Below are 17,781 nucleotides of genomic sequence, written 5' to 3' on the forward strand. Positions count from 1 at the left end.
AGTAGAAGAGTTCGTTGATGGAATTAAATCTGGTAAGTACAAGGTCCAAGATGTAGCGATTGCAATCATAAACACTATGCGGTCAGAAATGGGTAATAAACCTTTGACACCAGAAGGTATTAAAGTCATGACTTCATTTACTGACGGTTTTAAACAGATGAATATTGGGGAGGTCGCATCTAAGTTAAACTTAGATTTAAAGAAAAACCTTGATATAGATTTAGGACCACTTGGAAAAATGAAGACTACACAATTTGTAAATGGATTACATGAGGGCACAGTAGGTATTGACGCTGTGTTTATTTTTTTTCAACAACAGTTATCTAAATTAACAGCAGCAGATTTAGCACAAGACGGCACTCGTATCATGGCTACGTTAAAAACTGGTATGGAAACAGGGTTTATTAATGTACAAGACGTTCTCAATACATTGGGAGTTAATATTGAAGATAAGACTAAGTACAACTTAGGGCCGAATGGAGAAGTGACAATTGCGTCTCTTGTTCAAGGCTTACACAATGGGAAGTTTAATATAGATCAGGCACTTGAAGTTATAAGACAAATGGTTGTACAAAAAACAAACATTGATACAACTCAGCAAGGGGCAGCTATTCCGCAAAGTACCGCAGATGGAATTCGTCAAAATGGAGGTCAACCTGTTCAAGCCGCAGAGGAAGTTAAGCAAGGTGTAGAACAAACACTGGGATCAACCACAGACGGAAATGGTGGAGCATCTTCTACTACATTAATGAATCGAATTATGGCCCAATATAAGCCAAGTATTATAGGTGAAGCTTTTAATATTAAACTAGGCGTTGAACAGCAATTAGGAAGTACAACTGATAATAATGGCGGTAATAACGCGACTTCTATGATGTTTAATAATATTAATAATAATAAAGGCAATGTCAACGGAGCGGCCGCAGGTGTTAAACAAAGTGTAGAAAATACTTTAGGATCAACCACGGACGGAAATGGCGGCGCATCTTCTACTCTTCTTATGCAACGACTAATTAACGGGAATAAAGGGAATGTAGTCGGAGCAGCTAGTAATGTTAAATTAGGTGTAGAGGGCATGTTAGGAAGTGCAACCGATGGTGGCGGTGGTGATAAGGCTGGTAATAAATTCGCAAGTGATATGGGAGCAAAACGTGGAGCCGCTGTTGCAAGCGGAACAAGTGTTGCTCAAGGTGGTAAAGATGGATTAGGGAGTGTCAGCTCTCTTAGTCCTGGAGAAGCTTTTGCTAGTGGGTTTGCTAAAGGTATATCTAACGGTGAATGGAATGTACAAAATGTAGCAGCTAGTTTGGCACGAGGTGCATTTGATGCATTGAAAGCTACACTTAATGTAAACTCTCCATCAAAATTAACACGTGATCAAGGTGGTAAGCCGTTTAGTGAAGGATTTGCGCTTGGTATTCAGAAATCAGCTCACATGGCTGAAAAAGAAAGTAGAGAAATGGGTACCAAAGCAAACGAAGCTCTTGTAAATGAACTGAAATTAAATAGTGAATCAAATAAGTTGAGATTTTCGGGTGTTCGTATGGCACAAGGAATTGCGATAGGTATCAAAAGCCAATATTCCGTTGTGCGAGATGCATTGCAAGATACAGTAACAGGAGCTATGGATAGTATTCGTTCAATAAAACCAGAAGAAATATTTAGTTTCCAAGGTGATGACCCACTAACAAAGTATTTTAATGCAATCTTTGTAGATGGAGATTGGCAAAACGATTGGATTACACATATCCCTGAAAATATGCGTGATATGGTAAGAGAAATTGGACGTCAAATGGAACGATTCGAGGGACTTTCCATTCATGATGTAGGCAGCCTTTCTAGATGGAGAGAAGTGTTATCTGATAATCCTAATGTCATTCAATATAGACCTGACAATGATAATCCTGATAAGCAACCCTATATAAAGTCAGAACCTACCTATATAGAAATTCCAGTCATTCTAGATGGAAAAGAAATAGCGCGTGTGAGCCATCCGTATGTAACTGAATATCAAAATAGAGCACAGGCAAGAAACTCAGTCTTTTAGATTTGAGTTTCTTTTCTTTTGTGTAAAAGGAGAGACACTATGAGTTCCTTTAAATTTAATGGAGAACGAAAAAGTTATATTCATATTGAAAGAGGATGGAATCCTCCAACATGGGCACCTTTAAGGAGGAATTTTCTAAAAACCCCCGGATATCCAGGTGCAAGGTTGTTAAGTACAGATACCGAAACCCGTCCTCTTCCTGTACCTGTGGGGATTATTGTTCCAAATGGGACAAATTTAGAAACATTAAAAGAAGAAATATCGGAGTGGCTTATTACTGAAAATCCAGCAGAACTGATTTTTGATGTAATGCCTGATAGAACATATATGGCAGTTATAGATGAAGATTTTGATATTGATAAATTTGTGGATATCGGACAAGGCACTTTGAAATTTATTTGCCCCATGCCGTATAAGTTAGGAAATGAGCAAACGATAGATTTTGAAAATGATGGTCGAGGGTTAATTGCCAATGTCAAAAACAAAGGATCTGTTCATTCAAATCCGATTATTGAAATTGATATTACAAAGCCACATACTTTTTTAGATGTATGGTTTGAAGATAAACATTCAAAAGAACCGGATTATTTTCGTATTGGAGTACCATTAAAAATGGAGCAATTGCCTGTAGAAAGAAATCAACGCCTTATATGGGATGATATGTCCACTACTGTGGGTTGGAGTAAGGTTAGTTCTATGGAAGATGGTAATCCAGTTGGTGAAATGAAAACAGATAGTTACCAATTCTATTGTTCGGACTATGGCTCGAGTAATGGATGGCATGGCGCAGCTGTTAAGAAGAGTATCCCTGGTGGGCCAGTACAAGATTTTATTATGCAAGCCCACGTTACATGTAAAAGTAAAAAGATTAATGAAATGGGACGAGTTGAGATAGCGATACTCGATGAAAACAGCAAAGTTCTTTCAAAAATTGCCATGAATGACCTCTATTGGCAAGCTGAACAAAATTTTGGAACGATGGTAATTGGATATGATAATAAGCCTGGAAAAACAGGTTTAATTTATGAGAGTGGTGATTATCCGAATACGTGGAATCAGTATTATGGTAGGTTGTGGATTGCTAGAACCGGTAATGATTGGGAGGCTTATATTTCAAAATTTCTTCCTGGAACAGAAAAAGATGATTCAGAACGCTTTGCAAGATGGACCGATAAAGACAATAAACATATGGAAAAAGCAGCTCAAATACAGATTAGTATCATGCAGTGGCAAGATGTTCCACCAGTAGAAGCAATGTCAGTATCTGATTTGAAATTTTGGAAAGTGAATTTAAATAATCAAAATACACCGCCTTATATAGTCGATGTTGGTGACAAAGTCGTAATTGATACAGAAAGCAGTCATGTCAGTATTGAAGGGAAAAACGCTATTAACATAAAAGATATTTTTAGTAATTTTCCTATTATCAATAAAGGTACTAATAAACTTGAAATCATACCTTCCGATATAGGAACAGCAAAGGTGAAATATAGGGAGCGATTTAGATGAGAACACCAAGTGGGATACTTCATGTTGTTGATTTCAAAACAGATCAGATTATATCAGTCATTCAATCAAAGGACTATTGGGATGATAAACGCCATTGGGAAATCAAAAACAACATTGATATGTTAGAATTTAAAACTTTTGATGGAACTCCACATGCAGTTGCATTACAACAACAGAACTTAGTATTAAAGGAAGTGCGTGATGGTCGCATTGTTCCGTATGTTATCAATAATGAAGTAGAAAAAGAATCTAATGATAGAACGATTACTGTACATGCTTCCGGCGCTTGGGTTCAAATAGCCAAGGATGGGTTCATTAAACCACAACGCATAGAGAGCGAAACAGTTAATACGTTTATTGATATTGCTCTTGCGGATTCAAAGTGGAAACGTGGAAAAACCGATTATTCTTCATTCCATACAATGACTATTGATGAATTTATAGATCCGCTCGCTTTTTTAAAGAAAATCGCTACTTTATTTGAGTTAGAAATCCAATATCGTGTCGAAGTAGTAGGTTCTCAAATCACTGGCTGGTATGTAGATATGATAAGGAAACGTGGCCAAGAAACAGGAAAAGAAGTTGTGCTAGGAAAAGATTTAGTTGGTGTTAGACGTATTGAGCATTCAAGGGATATTTGCACAGCACTTGTCGGTTTTGTACGAGGTGAAGGTGATAAACCTATCACAATTGAAAAAATCAATAATGGACTTCCTTACATTATTGATAATGATGCGTTCCAACGATGGAATGAGCGTGGAAAGCATAAATTCGGATTCTATACTCCGGAGACAGAACAAGATATAACTCCAGAACGTTTACTGACTCTTATGAAAATTGAACATAAGAAACGTGTTAATACATCTGTTTCTTACGAAGTTCAAGCGCAAAGTATTGGACGTATATTTGGACTAGCTCACGAATTGATAAATGAAGGTGATACAATCCGAATTAAAGATACTGGATTCACACCTAAGTTATACCTTGAAGCAAGGGCAATCGTTGGTGATGAATCACATACTGATCCTTCACAAGATCAATACGTGTTTGGCGATTATCGTGAAATTACTGATGCGAACGAAGAGTTAAGAAAAATGTACAATAGGATTCGCGCTACTTTAGGAAATAAAGCAAATAAAGAATTGTTAGATAGATTAGAAGAACTTGTACAAGATACTGATAAAAAAGTAAATGAAGCACAGAAAGAGTCGAAAGCAGCGAAAGAGTTAGCAGAGAAAGTTCAAGAAAACTTGAAGAATAATACAGTAGAAATCATCGAGGCTGTGAATCCACCAACAACGAATCTTAAAATTGGTAAGACGATATGGCGAGATATTAGTAACGGTAAACCTGGTGTTTTAAAAGTGTGGAACGGTAAAGGTTGGGAACTCCTTATTCCTGATGTGGAATCAATTAAAAAAGATACACTGGAGCAGGTTAATAAGGATATTAAACTCGCAAAAGAAGAATTAAATAAGAAAGTGGAAGAAGCGCAACAAGAAACCACTGGCCAATTTAATACAGTAACAGAAAGTCTTCAAAAAGTTACGAGAACTATTTCTGACGTACAAAGAGATCAAGGTGAAATTGATAAAAAAGTAACCCAGGTTGAACAGGATTCTGAGAAATTTAAACTGTCTATTGAAACATTAACGAAAAATAGTAGTGAGACTACAAATAAAATCAACACCTTAGAAAGTGATGTGGACGGAAATACGAAAGTTATTTCACAAGTTAAAGAAAGTGTAGCAAACATTAATGACGATGTAAGAAACTTATTAATCGGTTCTAAATCTTTTGATGGTGCTTTGAACTTTGCGCAAGCAGACAATCGTTGGTGGTTTAAATCAGCCGATAAAGTTAAAATTTCGAAAGATGTTTTTCAAGGTAATGCAGTTGTTGAAACCCAATCATCATGGACTGCTTTAGCTTATAACTTCAAAGATTTGGTGAATCGGGGAGTTGTCAAAGTAGGAGATAAAGTAACCTATTCAATTTATACTCGAGTAAAAGGTTTACCGGATGGCCAAGAATTACAACACACTTTCTATTTTGCACCAGGTGCTACCGGAATCCGTCCAAATAAATCTACTAATCAATGGCAAAGGGTAAGCGTTTCGTTCACAGTGACAGCAAGTATGATGTCGTTACCGGGAACAGATAACGAGAGTCATTTACGTATAGAACCTGATGCAAACCCTCCTGCTGGTTGTTGGTATCAGCAGAGTTCACCACAATTGACTATAGGCAGTAAAGATTATTCGTGGCGACCTGCTCCTGAAGATATTGCAGATGGTAATGTTTTCACCAAGATAACAACCGAGATCAAAGAAGAGGCTGGGAGAATCTCTAAAAAATTGGAGCAGGTTGAATCTCGTACAGTGGGCGTTGAAAACTGGCTAATCAATACTGGGCGAAATCAAAAGCCACAAACAATTGGAATGTCTGGAGGCGCACTAGTCAACAAAGCTGCTCAATCGTTCACTGAGGATTACATGATCGTAGAATGTACAGATCATACCGACTCTTTCTATCAATTCCATCTAGATAATACTAAGATGGGTGACTACGAAAAAGAGAAAGATATGACATTTAGTATCGATATGCAAAATGATGCTCTTATTGATTTAATTGTATTCCAATTTATTAATGGAGTTTGGGCAGAAAACTTGTACAATAGATTTCCTGTCGCTAATTGGTCTAGGAGATCATTTACATTTAAGATTGATGCGCGGGCAACTGGATGGGGATTGCGATTACGATTTGAAAGAAACGAAAATTCAAAGGGTAAGAAATTTCGTTTCAAGAAACCTAAACTAGAAAAAGGTTCCGTTCCTACAGGTTTTACAAAATCGACTTATGAGTTGGAGCAAAGTTTTGAGGGTGTAAAAGAACGTATTGAAAAAACGGAATCTATCATTAATGATGCTGGTGATCGTAACTATGCACGTAACGGAGATTTCACACACTATTGGGCCGATAACGATCTGCAATGGGATAAGAACCTAAACGGTAATTTGCGCGCTGGTAATTGGGCAACAGGTTATAACGCTGGAACAACAGATCCTACAAAGGGTTATCATATGCACGTTGATGACAAAAAGTTTGGGTATCCTGTAGTTGCTGTTATTAACAAAAATGGTCAATTCGGTCAAGCTAAAAGGTGGCTTGGAATGCCTCAAGAAATGCCAGCTAGTTTTCGAAATGATTTCCAGCCAGGTGATACGTACACGATCGCTTTAGATGTATGGACGGAAACAGCAAATAACAAAATAGCGGTAGGATTACACCACTTTATTGAGGGTAACAATACAATGGGCTTTCATAGTGGAGGTACGCCAGAATTGACCATCGAACCTGTTAAAAAGTGGGTTCGAGTTCATACAACAATGAAATTACATGATAAATCAGATATGAAAAAAGGGTTTAGTTTATATATTTATGGTGATCGTTCTGCTGATGGTAGTGAGTGCTACTTCAAAAATGTATCCGTGTTAAAAGGATCTATGCCAAAAGCATACGCTCCGTCTCCGGAAGATGGGGTAAAAGAAAATGTATTCAGCCAGAAAGTAACGGAGATTACGCGGAACGCCGAAGGGATAACAAGTGATGTAAAAAAAATACAGGAAATACAAACTCAGCAAGGGGAAACACTGACTCAAGCTACTACAACGATCCTGCAACAATCTGAAGAATTGAAGCTAGCAATGAAAAAGAAAGATGTTGAAGCTTATGTAGGTGGTTTAGGTACTGTCAACGAGTTGCGTGATGCTAATTTTACGTTAGGACCGAAATATTGGTTTTGGAATAGCGGTAATGGGGCTACTGGTGCTGTTGATACGAATTTAAAATACAAAGGTATGAATACATTTGCAATTACTGTTACTGGACAGTCCCAAGATCGTTGGTGGGGACTTACAAGTCAATTTATTGAGTGTCAGGTTAACGAAGACTTTGTTGCATCAGGTTATTTCAATACTGACGGGAAAACACCTATTGATGGTGGCGGTGCATTTATTGAAATTGAATGGTGGACTGCTGACAAAAAAACTCGCATTAAGACAGCTAGAACGAATATCACTGTTGTAAATAACACATGGGTTCGTGCTGTATGCACAGATAAAGCACCAGCCAATGCAGCGTTTGTAAGATGGCGTTATTACGTTACAAGAAATGGACGTTTATGGTGTGCTGCACCTATGTTACAACGTGGCACTATAGCTACAGAATTTTGGTTACATCCGAAAGATCAAACGGATGCTGACAAAATGATAGAGGATATTGCTAATAGAGTAGCAACTAAAGATTATGATAAAAAAGTAACCGAATTAGAAAGAAGTATCGCTGCTAATGAAGAAGGCGTTACTATCATTTCGGGAAAACAGGAAAGTTTTATTAATGAGACCTATAATGCCTATGTAAAGAAAACAGAATCTAAGTTACAGGTATTAGACGAAGGAATCCTTGCACAGATTTTAAAGGATGGCATCGTTACTGCCATCAATATGGCTCCTGGAAAAATTACAATTAATGCTGCAAAACTGGATATTAATGCAGATACAGTGGTCAAATGGCTAACAGCAAAAGGTATTGATGCAAATCTCATTAGAATTAGTGGAGATAAAATTACAATTGATGGTGAAGAAGGCGTAATAGTTAACATGTTAGATTTTCTATTCAAAGACGAATGGGGAACAAAAACAACTGCGGTATCAAGACGAAACCTAATAGCAGATCCCGACTTTTCTAGTGTTACAAAGAAAAACATTGGACATAACGATTATTATGGGTTTGAAGGTGGATACGGTCTTACTTGGAGGTCATGGGGAAATGTCGTAATAGAAAAGAATACACATATATTTGATTACGAGCAAATGGTGAATGCTGCAAGGGTAGATATGTATAACTATCCAGAAGCAATCGTGAATAATGGGATACATCCTGGAAATGAATACACAGTATCTGCTCATTTTAGAACAGCAATGATAAATGGGGTACGTAAAACAGGGAAACCGCGTTTACACGTATGCTGCGTTAAATTCCGAGACAATGTAAGTTACGATATATGGAATGAACAAAAAATGGACTTTCCTGAACCGTCTACCTACTATGGAGAAATCAGAAGATACTCTTTCACTTTCAAAGTGCCAACAAACTATATTCCGCAACAGCACGCATTAATTATTAAAGTTTGTTCTGGAAATGCTGACATGAGACAAGGGACAGCAATTTGTGTAAGTGGTGTAACGTTATACAGTGGCAAATATGCATCTATGTATAATTGGGATCGTGCTGCAGCAGAAAGAGCAGATGGCATTCAGCCGTTTAACGCACTTGCTGTAGGCGGTGTGAATAACAATATATCTCCAGCACCAGACGGACAAACGTTTGATATAAGTACTGAAAAAGAAGTTAAAATCTTTAGGAATATACGAGCAATGCAGGGAGTTAACTTAGGTGGCGGTGGATTCCAACAATGGGGGCATATTCGTTTTACAGACGGTAATGCTGGAGCTGGTTTTTATACAAGTACTCCAAGTGGTTGGAAATTTAACGCACTTGGATAGAAAGGAGAAATAAGAATGAATGAGAATCAAATGATGCCACTTCAAGCAGGTGAAGGCTTTCCTTTTGTGGGGAGGCTGGTGGATGCAGAGCGCACAGAGACAGGGATTTTTGTTCAAATACCTGCTGATATGTTAAATAATGCAGGTCTTCAAAAAGGTGTTAGCAGGGTTGAAGTATGGAGAGAGATGGATGGGACAGTAAAGTTTCGAATTGCCACGCTGTGTGAAATATGTAAACGAGGGGCGCGTTTGTACCCGCTAGATATGGGATTTGCGAAAAAGAACATTTGTTTAGATTGTTATGCATCACTTACAGGGAATTACCCATCTCAAGAACCGCCAACACCAACTAATGAAAATAACACACAAACAGAGCAGGAGCAGCAATAGCTGGTCTTTTTTATTTTGAAAAGGAGGAAAGAATGTGGATCGTATTGATGTACTATTAAAAACTTTTATTGCCACTTTTGGTGGCTTCTGTGGGTATTTTTTGGGAGGATGGGATGCAACATTGAAAATCTTATTGACGATGGCAGTTATTGATTATTTAACTGGCATGATTGCAGCAGGATATAACGGAGAATTAAAAAGTAAAGTTGGTTTCAAAGGCATCGCCAAAAAGGTGGTGCTTTTTCTTTTGGTCGGAGCGGCCGCTCAACTAGATTCAGCACTGGGAAGTAACAGCGCAATTCGTGAAGCGACTATTTTCTTCTTCATGGGTAATGAGTTACTTTCACTTTTAGAAAACGCTGGTCGTATGGGAATCCCCTTACCTTCAGCATTAACAAATGCAGTTGAAGTTTTGGGTGGAAAACAAAAACAAGAAGAGAAAAAGGGAGATGTTCAATAATGGAAATTAGAAAAAAATTAGTTGACCCAAGTAAATATGGTACAAAGTGTCCGTATACAATGAATCCAGAATTCATTACAGTCCACAATACGTACAACGATGCTACAGCAGAAAACGAAGTATCTTATATGATTCGTAATGACAACCAAGTGTCGTTTCATGTCGCGGTAGATGATAAAGAAGCAGTACAAGGAATCCCTTTAGAGCGTAACGCCTGGCATACTGGCGACGGTAACGGGAATGGTAATCGTAAATCTATCGGAGTTGAAATTTGCTACTCTTTAAGCGGTGGAGATAGATATTATAAAGCGGAAGACAATGCAGCTATCGTTGTAGCTCAACTAATGAAACAGTACAATATTCCAATTCATAAAGTTCGTACACACCAATCATGGAGTGGGAAGTACTGTCCTCATCGTATGTTGGCAGAGGGGCGTTGGAATAACTTTATTGAAAGGGTTCAACATGCATATAATGGAGGTAGTAGTCTAATTAACTTAACGCCTACTCCATCTTTCAGTGGTGAAACAGGTATTGCATATATTGGAGGAAATAGCGTTAATCTTCGTAAAGGTCCAGGCACTGGATACGGGATTATTCGTCAATTAGGTAAAGGAGAATCTTACCAAGTATGGGGTGAGTCAAACGGTTGGTTAAACCTTGGTGGCGATCAATGGATTTATAATGATCCATCATACATTCGTTATACAGGAGGAAAAGTACCAGCATCTTCTAAACCTTTAAATGATGGCGTTGGTGTAGTGACTATTACAACTGATGTATTACGTGTTCGTAAAGGTCCAGGAACTAACTATGGCATCGTGAAAAATGTGTATCAAGGTGAAAAATATCAAACGTGGGGATATAGAGACGGTTGGTATAATGTTGGAGGCGACCAATGGGTTTCTGGTGAATATGTGAAGTTTGAAAAATAAAACATATTACTGTACAAAAGAATAGTTTTATGAATAAAAAGTGGTATCTGATTCTATAAGTAGATAATTATATATTGCTTTCCATCTTTATAGATGTTAGTGTAAATATAACCTTTTCTTATTTATCTATGAACCAGTATCTGTAGAACGAATTGATTCATTTTAAAAAATCCCCTTTTACACTTATGTGTGGAAGGGGATTTTTTTTATGAGATTTAAAATTTACTCTTAGATAATGCTTTAAGTATTGGTTTTACAATTAAACTTATTAAACGAAATCCTCTAAATATTGACCGAATAACTTTCATAGTATTATCCCCTTAAATTAAGTAAATCATACCAATTTCATGCAACAACTGTAAATATTAGTTTTTGATTTATTGACGGAACAGAACAATCGTTCTATAATTTACAAAAAAACAAACGTTCTTGTGGAGGTCATCTTATGAATCGTTTACTTACATGCTCATTCAATCAAAAAATACCAATTGAATTAATATATTTAAACGGTTCAGGAGATTTCTCTCAAAGAACTGTGATTGTTAGAAAGATATATGAAGATCGTATATTGGTGTATTGCATGAAAAAACAACAAGTTAGAACGTTGAAATTAGCTAATATACTATCTGTTGATAAAGTAAGAGCAAAATATCAGCATGCTTAAAAATACATAATGAGGTGATGCTACATGTCAACAGCAATTCCAAAACCACCAAAGAAGAAAAGTGGCTCTAAAAAAGAACCTAGACCGTATATGGATGAATTCGAACAACAAGAAGCTGCAGAATTGATTCAGTATGCAAAACAGGATGATACAGAATTAGTTTTTACTGTATATAGAAAATATAAAGAACCCGAAGTTATCAAAGGGAAAATTGTTAAACTGGAACAACAATTAGGTAGAATTGTAGTAAGTGTCGGATTCAATGAACTACATAAAATACAATTTATGGACATTTTAAAAGTTGGGACACCTAGTTATTAGAACTGGGTGTTTTTTTATTTGGTCATAAAATCCCCATCAAAGTAAAACTTGTCCATTAAGTTGTTTACAATCCCGTTGAAATAAGCGAATTATACTTCCTCCACACTTAATATAATCCCATTTCATCAGCTTCTTCTTTAGATATCGTTAGGTCATTTCCATGAATAAAAGAGTGTCTTGTTGCAGTTGTTGTATATGTATGTGTGGAGGACTCCTTTGACTTGTCTTCTTCTAACCAATTATAAAAAGGTACTTTTGTATTTGGTTTTGACGCCTTAGGATTACTTGTGTTAGCTTTTTTATGTATTTTAGATAGTTTGATATTATCACTATAAACTTTCGTAAATAAAGCTTGTACAGTGTCTGTGAGAGTACCGTTGTTTTTTAAGAATCTATCAATTTTCCCTAGCGCATTGAATGCAAGACGGAATAACCCCTTATCACAATTGCTACCCACACGTAACCCGATGATAGATGCATTTGTTTTTAGGATATCATGATAAGTGCCAGCTTTAATTGTATGATACATCATTTCTTGGAATTCATTCACATAATAAGTATGGATTCTTTCGAACTCTTTTTGGATATCATTTTGTGCTTCTTCTAATTCATTTTCAATTGATTCTGTTACAGATACTATATCATTATTTTTTTCTTGTTTTAAAGAATTAAAAGAGTTAATAGAGTTATTATAGTTAGAACTCGTTTTTTCATCCTCTAGGCTTACAGTATCAAGGGTTTCAGCGTTTTTCTGTTCTGCAACCTGTTCTGCAATGTGTTCTGCATCCACATAAAATACTTCTTTCATGATTGTTGTAAAATTAGCGTGCATTTTCAATACAAATACATACTTATTCTTGCCATCAGCTAATCCAGCAACTACTACTGCATCAGTTTTTTTCAATGAACGAACAGCTTCATTCACAGTTCTTACAGAACAGCCAGCTTTACGTGCTAATGTTTCAGCAGAAATTTTACATATACCATTCCCTGAAAGCATGTATACAATGTGATCCATAATGTCTTTTCGTTTAGAACGCGTAGGAAATAAACTTTCAAAGCTTTGATTATTCGCATTAACACGCTTTCTAATAGCTTCGATAATTTCATCTTTCTTTTGTGAACATAATTTGTTTACTTGCATATATTTTTGAACGTCCTTATTATAGGCTGTGATTTTTTTCTTCATAACGGTCTGTCTCCTTTTTGGAAACAAAAAAGCAACGTCACCAATAATTTGGTAAACGTTGCTTAATAGGCCCTGCATGATGTACAATAATTCATGAGAGTATAGCAAGTGTTTACCTGGCGCAATCAGGTGGACGGTATATAGAGTGTTGATCGCACTGTATATACACGCTGTGCTCTTTTGTTTATATGTTGTGCGGTACTCATATGGTACTTGTTTATTTTTATTTGAGTGTTTTAGATGGAAATAAGCGTTTTATACGTTTTAAAAGTGTTTATTTATCAGTGTGTGTTCTTATGTGATACTTTTTGTAAGTTGAGTGGGAATAGTATTTATAAAAAGGTCCATCTATTGCTTATGCATAGATGGATCTTTTTTATTTTGGTATTAATACGAACGAAACTATAAAAGTTTATGAAAATGTTCGTTTTTAAATTGACAAAACTACTTCGTCGAGTTAATATGATTATGTAATTCAAACGAAAAGTGAATATTATAGCCGTCGTATAATATCGGGGATATGGCCCGAAAGTTTCTACCTAGCTACCGTAAATGGCTTGACTACGAGGCGTTTGTATAAAGATGAGGGGAAACTTGTCTTTGTTTATAGAACGCTTCCATGTATATATGCAATGGAAGCCTTTTTTATTTCTCGGGATAAAAGAGGGCTAGGGTGAAATACGGCGAGTAATCATATAACGGGGGAAACATAGGATGAAACGCTATTTTCAGTTTGATGAGCTCGGTACGAATTATAAGACTGAGTTCATAGCAGGGTTAACGACATTTCTATCTATGGCTTACGTACTATTTGTCAATCCTGCTACGCTGTCGCTTGGAAATGTTAAAGGGTTACCAGCAGGTACAGGGATGGATCCAGGTGCAGTATTCGTTGCTACGGCATTAGCGGCAGCGATCGGTTCGTTAATTATGGGTATTTTCGCGAAGTATCCAATTGCTTTAGCGCCAGGTATGGGGATTAACGCGTTCTTTGCTTATACAGCAGTCTTAACGATGGGTATTCCGTGGCAAACGGCCATTGCCGGAACATTAATGTCAGGTATTATCTTTATTATTCTTACTGCTTCAGGTATTCGTGAAAAAATCATTAATGCAATTCCATCGGAGTTAAAGTTTGCAGTAGCAGCAGGTATTGGATTATTCATTGCTTTCCTTGGATTCCAAAATGCCGGAATTATCGTGAAAAACGATGCGGTTCTTGTTGGGTTGGGGGACTTAACAAAGGGCACAACGTTACTAGCAATCTTCGGGGTTGTTACTACGATCATCTTCATGATTAAGAAAGTTAATGGTGCAGTATTCTACGGTATGATTCTTACAGCGATCTTAGGAGTTGCAACAGGATTAATTGATACTCCGAAAGCTGTGGTGGGAGCAATACCAAGTCTAGAACCAACGTTCGGCGTGGCGTTAACGCACTTCGGAGATATTTTCACAGTTCAAATGGGGATTGTTATTATAACGTTCTTCTTTATCGATTTCTTTGATACAGCAGGTACGCTTGTAGCGGTTGCAAATCAAGCAGGGTTAATGAAGAACAATAAATTACCACGTGCAGGAAAAGCGTTATTTGCAGATGCGATTGCAACTGTAATTGGTGCGATTTTAGGTACATCAACAACAACGTCTTACATTGAATCGTCTGCAGGGGTAGCAGCAGGAGGACGTTCTGGATTTACAGCAGTTGTAACAGCAGGATTCTTCTTACTGGCACTATTCTTCTCGCCATTATTAAGTGTTGTAACGCCAGCTGTAACGGCACCGGCTTTAATTATTGTAGGAATCTTGATGGTTTCTTCCTTAGGGGAAATTGATTGGAAGAAATTCGAGATTGCAGTACCAGCATTCTTTACAATTATCTCTATGCCACTTACGTATAGTATCGCAACTGGGATTGCCATTGGATTTATCTTCTATCCAATTACAATGGTTGTGAGTGGTCGTCGTAAAGAGGTTCATCCAATTATGTATGTTATGGGAGTTTTATTCGTACTATATTTCATCTACGTTCGTAAATAAAAGGGGTTTTTTAAAGGTCTAGACTTAAGGGGAGTCTAGACCTTTTTGCGTCTTCAGAAAATCTTAAGGATTTCCGAGCGTTTTTCTTCAGAAGTTTTCCTATAATAGAAGTTAGGGATTAAAAAAGTGATGGGGGAGATATTGTGGCACACGAAACAATACTTGTCGTAGATGATGAAAAAGAAATTCGGAATTTAATTACAATCTATTTAAAGAATGAAGGATATAAAGTATTACAAGCGGGAGACGGAGAAGAAGGATTACGTCTATTGGAAGAAAATGAAATACATCTAGTCGTATTAGATATTATGATGCCGAAAGTGGATGGTATTCATATGTGTATGAAGGTAAGGGAAGCGAAAGAAATGCCTATTATTATGCTTTCTGCCAAAACGCAAGATATGGATAAGATTTTAGGATTAACAACAGGGGCAGATGATTACGTAACGAAGCCCTTTAATCCATTAGAGTTAATTGCACGAATTAAATCTCAGTTACGCCGTTATATGAAAATGAATGGTTTCGCTGTCCAAAATGAGGACGAGTTAGAAATTGGGGAGATGAAAATCAACATCTCGACCCATAAAGTTGTTGTAGAGGGAGAAGAAGTGAAACTAACTCCGAGGGAATTTTCAATTTTAGAATTGCTAGCTAGAAATCCAGGTATGGTGTTTAGTGCGGAGCAAATTTATGAAAAGGTGTGGAACGAACGATCTTTCCAGTCTGATAATACTGTAATGGTGCACATTCGGAAAGTGCGTGAAAAGATTGAGGAGAATCCAAGGAAACCTAGATATATAAAAACAGTATGGGGAGTGGGGTATAAGATTGAAAAAGATATTTAATCCGTTTACTTATATAAGGAAAATAAGAGAATTAATTGAGAAATTAGTAAAGAGCGTACGAAAGAGTATAAGGATTCAATTGATTACTACTTTTGCTGCTTGTGCGTTATTAGGAGTTTTGTCAGCGAAGGGAGCTGCGCCATTTTTTGAGAATGCGAATCGTCAAGCAACTATCGATTATCGGGCTGGTATGGAACAAATTAATCACCAAGCTCAAGGAGCGGCAAATAGTTCGGTTCATGAAAATAAATTAGAAGCTATATCAAATATGATCGAAATGGAGAACCAAAATTTAGAGCAAGGGTCTAGAGCTTTAAAGATATTGGTTACTGATGAAAGTGGTAAAGTTTTATATAAAACAAAGCAAGCGCAAGAAGAGCAAATCGATTTGCATAATACGATTCGTAATGCAGCATCATTTGCGATTAATTATACAGATGGTAGAAATGTATTTGAAAGTACAAGAAAAGAGTTTATATCTTTTTCACCTATTACTATTGAAGGAAAGAATTTGTACATGTTTGTTAGCGGAATTCCAGAGGGAGAGGTAATGTATGACACGAAAGAAGGGCCATTCCCGTTTTTAATTGGTGTTCTTGTATTCATTTTCTCTTTCTTCTATATAACAAAGAGAAAGATGAAGCAGATTGAAGCAATGGCACAAGGTGTAAAGGAAATAGAAAGAGGCAACTTAGCGTACCGCATTGAGAAAAAAGGTGAAGATGAGATTGCAGCTTTAACTGAGAATATTAATAATATGGCAGAAGAGCTTATGAATAATATAGAAAAGGAACGTAAATTAGAGAAGCAAAAGAATGAGCTTATTACGAATGTATCTCACGATTTACGCACACCGCTGACTTCTATTATGGGCTACTTACGATTACTTCGAGATTCTAAATATGAAAATAAAGAACAACACGATGAGTATACGAGAATTGCTTTTGCAAAGTCGGAGCAGTTAAAAAATTTAATAGAAGATTTATTTGAGTATACGAAGTTAACAAATGAACAAGTTGTATTAGAAAAACAGGAAGTTTGTATGAATGAGCTACTCGAGCAATTAATAGAAGAGTTAGTACCGCAGGCGGAAGAACATGGACTTACGTTTGTTAAGAAGTTTCCTGAGGAACGTGCTTATGCATCGATTGATTCGGAAAAGATGGTTCGTGTATTTGATAATTTACTAATGAATGCGATTAAGTATAGTAAAGATGATGCAGATATAAAAGTTTCTCTTCAAAGGCAGCGTAGGGATATACAAATTGTAATTGCGAATCATAGTGAAGAGTTTACGAGAGAAGAGTTAGCGAATTTGTTTGAACGTTTCTATAAGAAGGATCAATCTCGAAGTAGAGTAACGGAAGGGTCGGGACTCGGTTTAGCGATTGCGAAAAGTATTGTTGAGTTACAAGGTGGTAGTATTCGAGCGGAATATAGGGATGGTATTATTCAATTTATCGTTTCGTTACCAATTATAGAAAAATAATAAATGAATAGAATGATATGTGATAAAAAGGCTTATTTTAAAAGAAATAAGCCTTTTTATATTTTTTATAAAAACATATTGACGATTAGAGCTTAGAGGTGTAATATAGAACAAGTCGCCGATGACAATAACGTCGCAAGCGACAAACGAAATGAAAAACTTAGTTGACATCAAATAACGAAAGTGTTAACATAAGGAAGTCGCAAATGAGCGGCTAAGTAGTTCTTTGAAAACTGAACGAAACAAACAACGTGAAACGTCAATTTTTATTTTAGATGCTAGACAAACTAACTTTATTGGAGAGTTTGATCCTGGCTCAGGATGA

The 17,781-nt window shown here is 36.7% G+C and carries 11 protein-coding genes, 1 pseudogene and 1 riboswitch; of the genes and pseudogenes, 11 read left to right on the forward strand and 1 reads right to left on the reverse strand.

What is annotated here, in order from left to right; genetic code table 11:
• From ACS2CR_RS28845 to ACS2CR_RS28880, 8 genes and pseudogenes are all read left to right on the forward strand, one after another.
• A pseudogene (locus ACS2CR_RS28845) lies at nt 1-2,047 on the forward strand (phage tail tape measure protein); the annotation flags it as partial.
• Between the two features lie 39 nt (nt 2,048-2,086).
• On the forward strand, nt 2,087-3,556 hold the full coding sequence (locus tag ACS2CR_RS28850; protein ID WP_438906112.1) for a distal tail protein Dit: 1,470 nt from the start codon (nt 2,087-2,089) through the stop codon (nt 3,554-3,556).
• On the forward strand, nt 3,553-9,123 hold the full coding sequence (locus ACS2CR_RS28855; protein WP_438906113.1) for a phage tail spike protein: 5,571 nt from the start codon (nt 3,553-3,555) through the stop codon (nt 9,121-9,123). The genes ACS2CR_RS28850 and ACS2CR_RS28855 overlap by 4 nt, the downstream gene beginning before the upstream one ends.
• 15 nt (nt 9,124-9,138) lie before the next feature.
• Nucleotides 9,139-9,513 (forward strand): hypothetical protein, encoded by a 375-nt coding sequence (locus ACS2CR_RS28860; RefSeq protein ID WP_242262355.1) that lies wholly within the window; start codon nt 9,139-9,141, stop codon nt 9,511-9,513.
• Between the two features lie 34 nt (nt 9,514-9,547).
• Nucleotides 9,548-9,973 (forward strand): phage holin family protein, encoded by a 426-nt coding sequence (locus ACS2CR_RS28865; protein WP_016099116.1) that lies wholly within the window; start codon nt 9,548-9,550, stop codon nt 9,971-9,973.
• Complete coding sequence (locus ACS2CR_RS28870) at nt 9,973-10,908, forward strand: N-acetylmuramoyl-L-alanine amidase (protein ID WP_153603086.1); 936 nt, start codon at nt 9,973-9,975, stop codon at nt 10,906-10,908. Before ACS2CR_RS28865 ends, ACS2CR_RS28870 begins: the two co-directional genes overlap by 1 nt.
• A gap of 445 nt (nt 10,909-11,353) precedes the next feature.
• Nucleotides 11,354-11,572, forward strand: a complete 219-nt coding sequence (locus tag ACS2CR_RS28875; protein WP_153603087.1) for a hypothetical protein — start codon at nt 11,354-11,356, stop codon at nt 11,570-11,572.
• A gap of 24 nt (nt 11,573-11,596) precedes the next feature.
• A complete protein-coding gene (locus tag ACS2CR_RS28880; protein WP_153603088.1) occupies nt 11,597-11,893 on the forward strand; it encodes a YolD-like family protein in 297 nt (98 codons plus the stop codon).
• Nucleotides 11,894-11,999: 106 nt separating this feature from the next.
• Here ACS2CR_RS28880 and ACS2CR_RS28885 read toward each other — a convergent pair whose 3' ends face one another.
• Complete coding sequence (locus ACS2CR_RS28885; RefSeq protein ID WP_153603089.1) at nt 12,000-13,082, reverse strand: cytosolic protein; 1,083 nt, start codon at nt 13,080-13,082, stop codon at nt 12,000-12,002.
• Between the two features lie 482 nt (nt 13,083-13,564).
• Nucleotides 13,565-13,666: riboswitch (purine riboswitch) on the forward strand.
• Nucleotides 13,667-13,796: 130 nt separating this feature from the next.
• Between ACS2CR_RS28885 and ACS2CR_RS28890 the strand changes: the two genes are divergently transcribed.
• The 3 genes from ACS2CR_RS28890 to ampS all read left to right on the forward strand — a co-directional run bounded on the left by ACS2CR_RS28890 (nt 13,797) and on the right by ampS (nt 17,456).
• Nucleotides 13,797-15,122: an NCS2 family permease gene (locus ACS2CR_RS28890; protein ID WP_000833096.1), complete on the forward strand. Its 1,326-nt coding sequence runs from the start codon at nt 13,797-13,799 to the stop codon at nt 15,120-15,122.
• Nucleotides 15,123-15,265: 143 nt separating this feature from the next.
• Nucleotides 15,266-15,967 carry a response regulator transcription factor gene (locus ACS2CR_RS28895; RefSeq protein ID WP_000929880.1) on the forward strand — a complete coding sequence of 234 codons (702 nt, stop codon included), beginning with the start codon at nt 15,266-15,268 and terminating at the stop codon, nt 15,965-15,967.
• Nucleotides 15,951-17,456, forward strand: a complete 1,506-nt coding sequence (gene ampS / locus ACS2CR_RS28900) for an aminopeptidase AmpS (protein ID WP_000719210.1) — start codon at nt 15,951-15,953, stop codon at nt 17,454-17,456. Before ACS2CR_RS28895 ends, ampS begins: the two co-directional genes overlap by 17 nt.
• The last annotated feature ends 325 nt before the right edge of the window (nt 17,457-17,781 follow it).

It is taken from the genome of Bacillus cereus group sp. BceL291 (assembly GCF_051776705.1).
Classification (GTDB): Bacteria; Bacillota; Bacilli; order Bacillales; family Bacillaceae_G; genus Bacillus_A; species Bacillus_A cereus.

Coding starts and splice junctions, on each gene's coding strand:
- ACS2CR_RS28885 (WP_153603089.1), bottom strand. CDS start 13,082: ATGAAGAAAAAAATCACAGCCTATAATAAGGACGTTCAAAAATATATG.
- ACS2CR_RS28860 (WP_242262355.1), top strand. CDS start 9,139: ATGAATGAGAATCAAATGATGCCACTTCAAGCAGGTGAAGGCTTTCCT.
- ACS2CR_RS28890 (WP_000833096.1), top strand. CDS start 13,797: ATGAAACGCTATTTTCAGTTTGATGAGCTCGGTACGAATTATAAGACT.
- ACS2CR_RS28870 (WP_153603086.1), top strand. CDS start 9,973: ATGGAAATTAGAAAAAAATTAGTTGACCCAAGTAAATATGGTACAAAG.
- ACS2CR_RS28850 (WP_438906112.1), top strand. CDS start 2,087: ATGAGTTCCTTTAAATTTAATGGAGAACGAAAAAGTTATATTCATATT.
- ACS2CR_RS28855 (WP_438906113.1), top strand. CDS start 3,553: ATGAGAACACCAAGTGGGATACTTCATGTTGTTGATTTCAAAACAGAT.
- ACS2CR_RS28880 (WP_153603088.1), top strand. CDS start 11,597: ATGTCAACAGCAATTCCAAAACCACCAAAGAAGAAAAGTGGCTCTAAA.
- ACS2CR_RS28875 (WP_153603087.1), top strand. CDS start 11,354: ATGAATCGTTTACTTACATGCTCATTCAATCAAAAAATACCAATTGAA.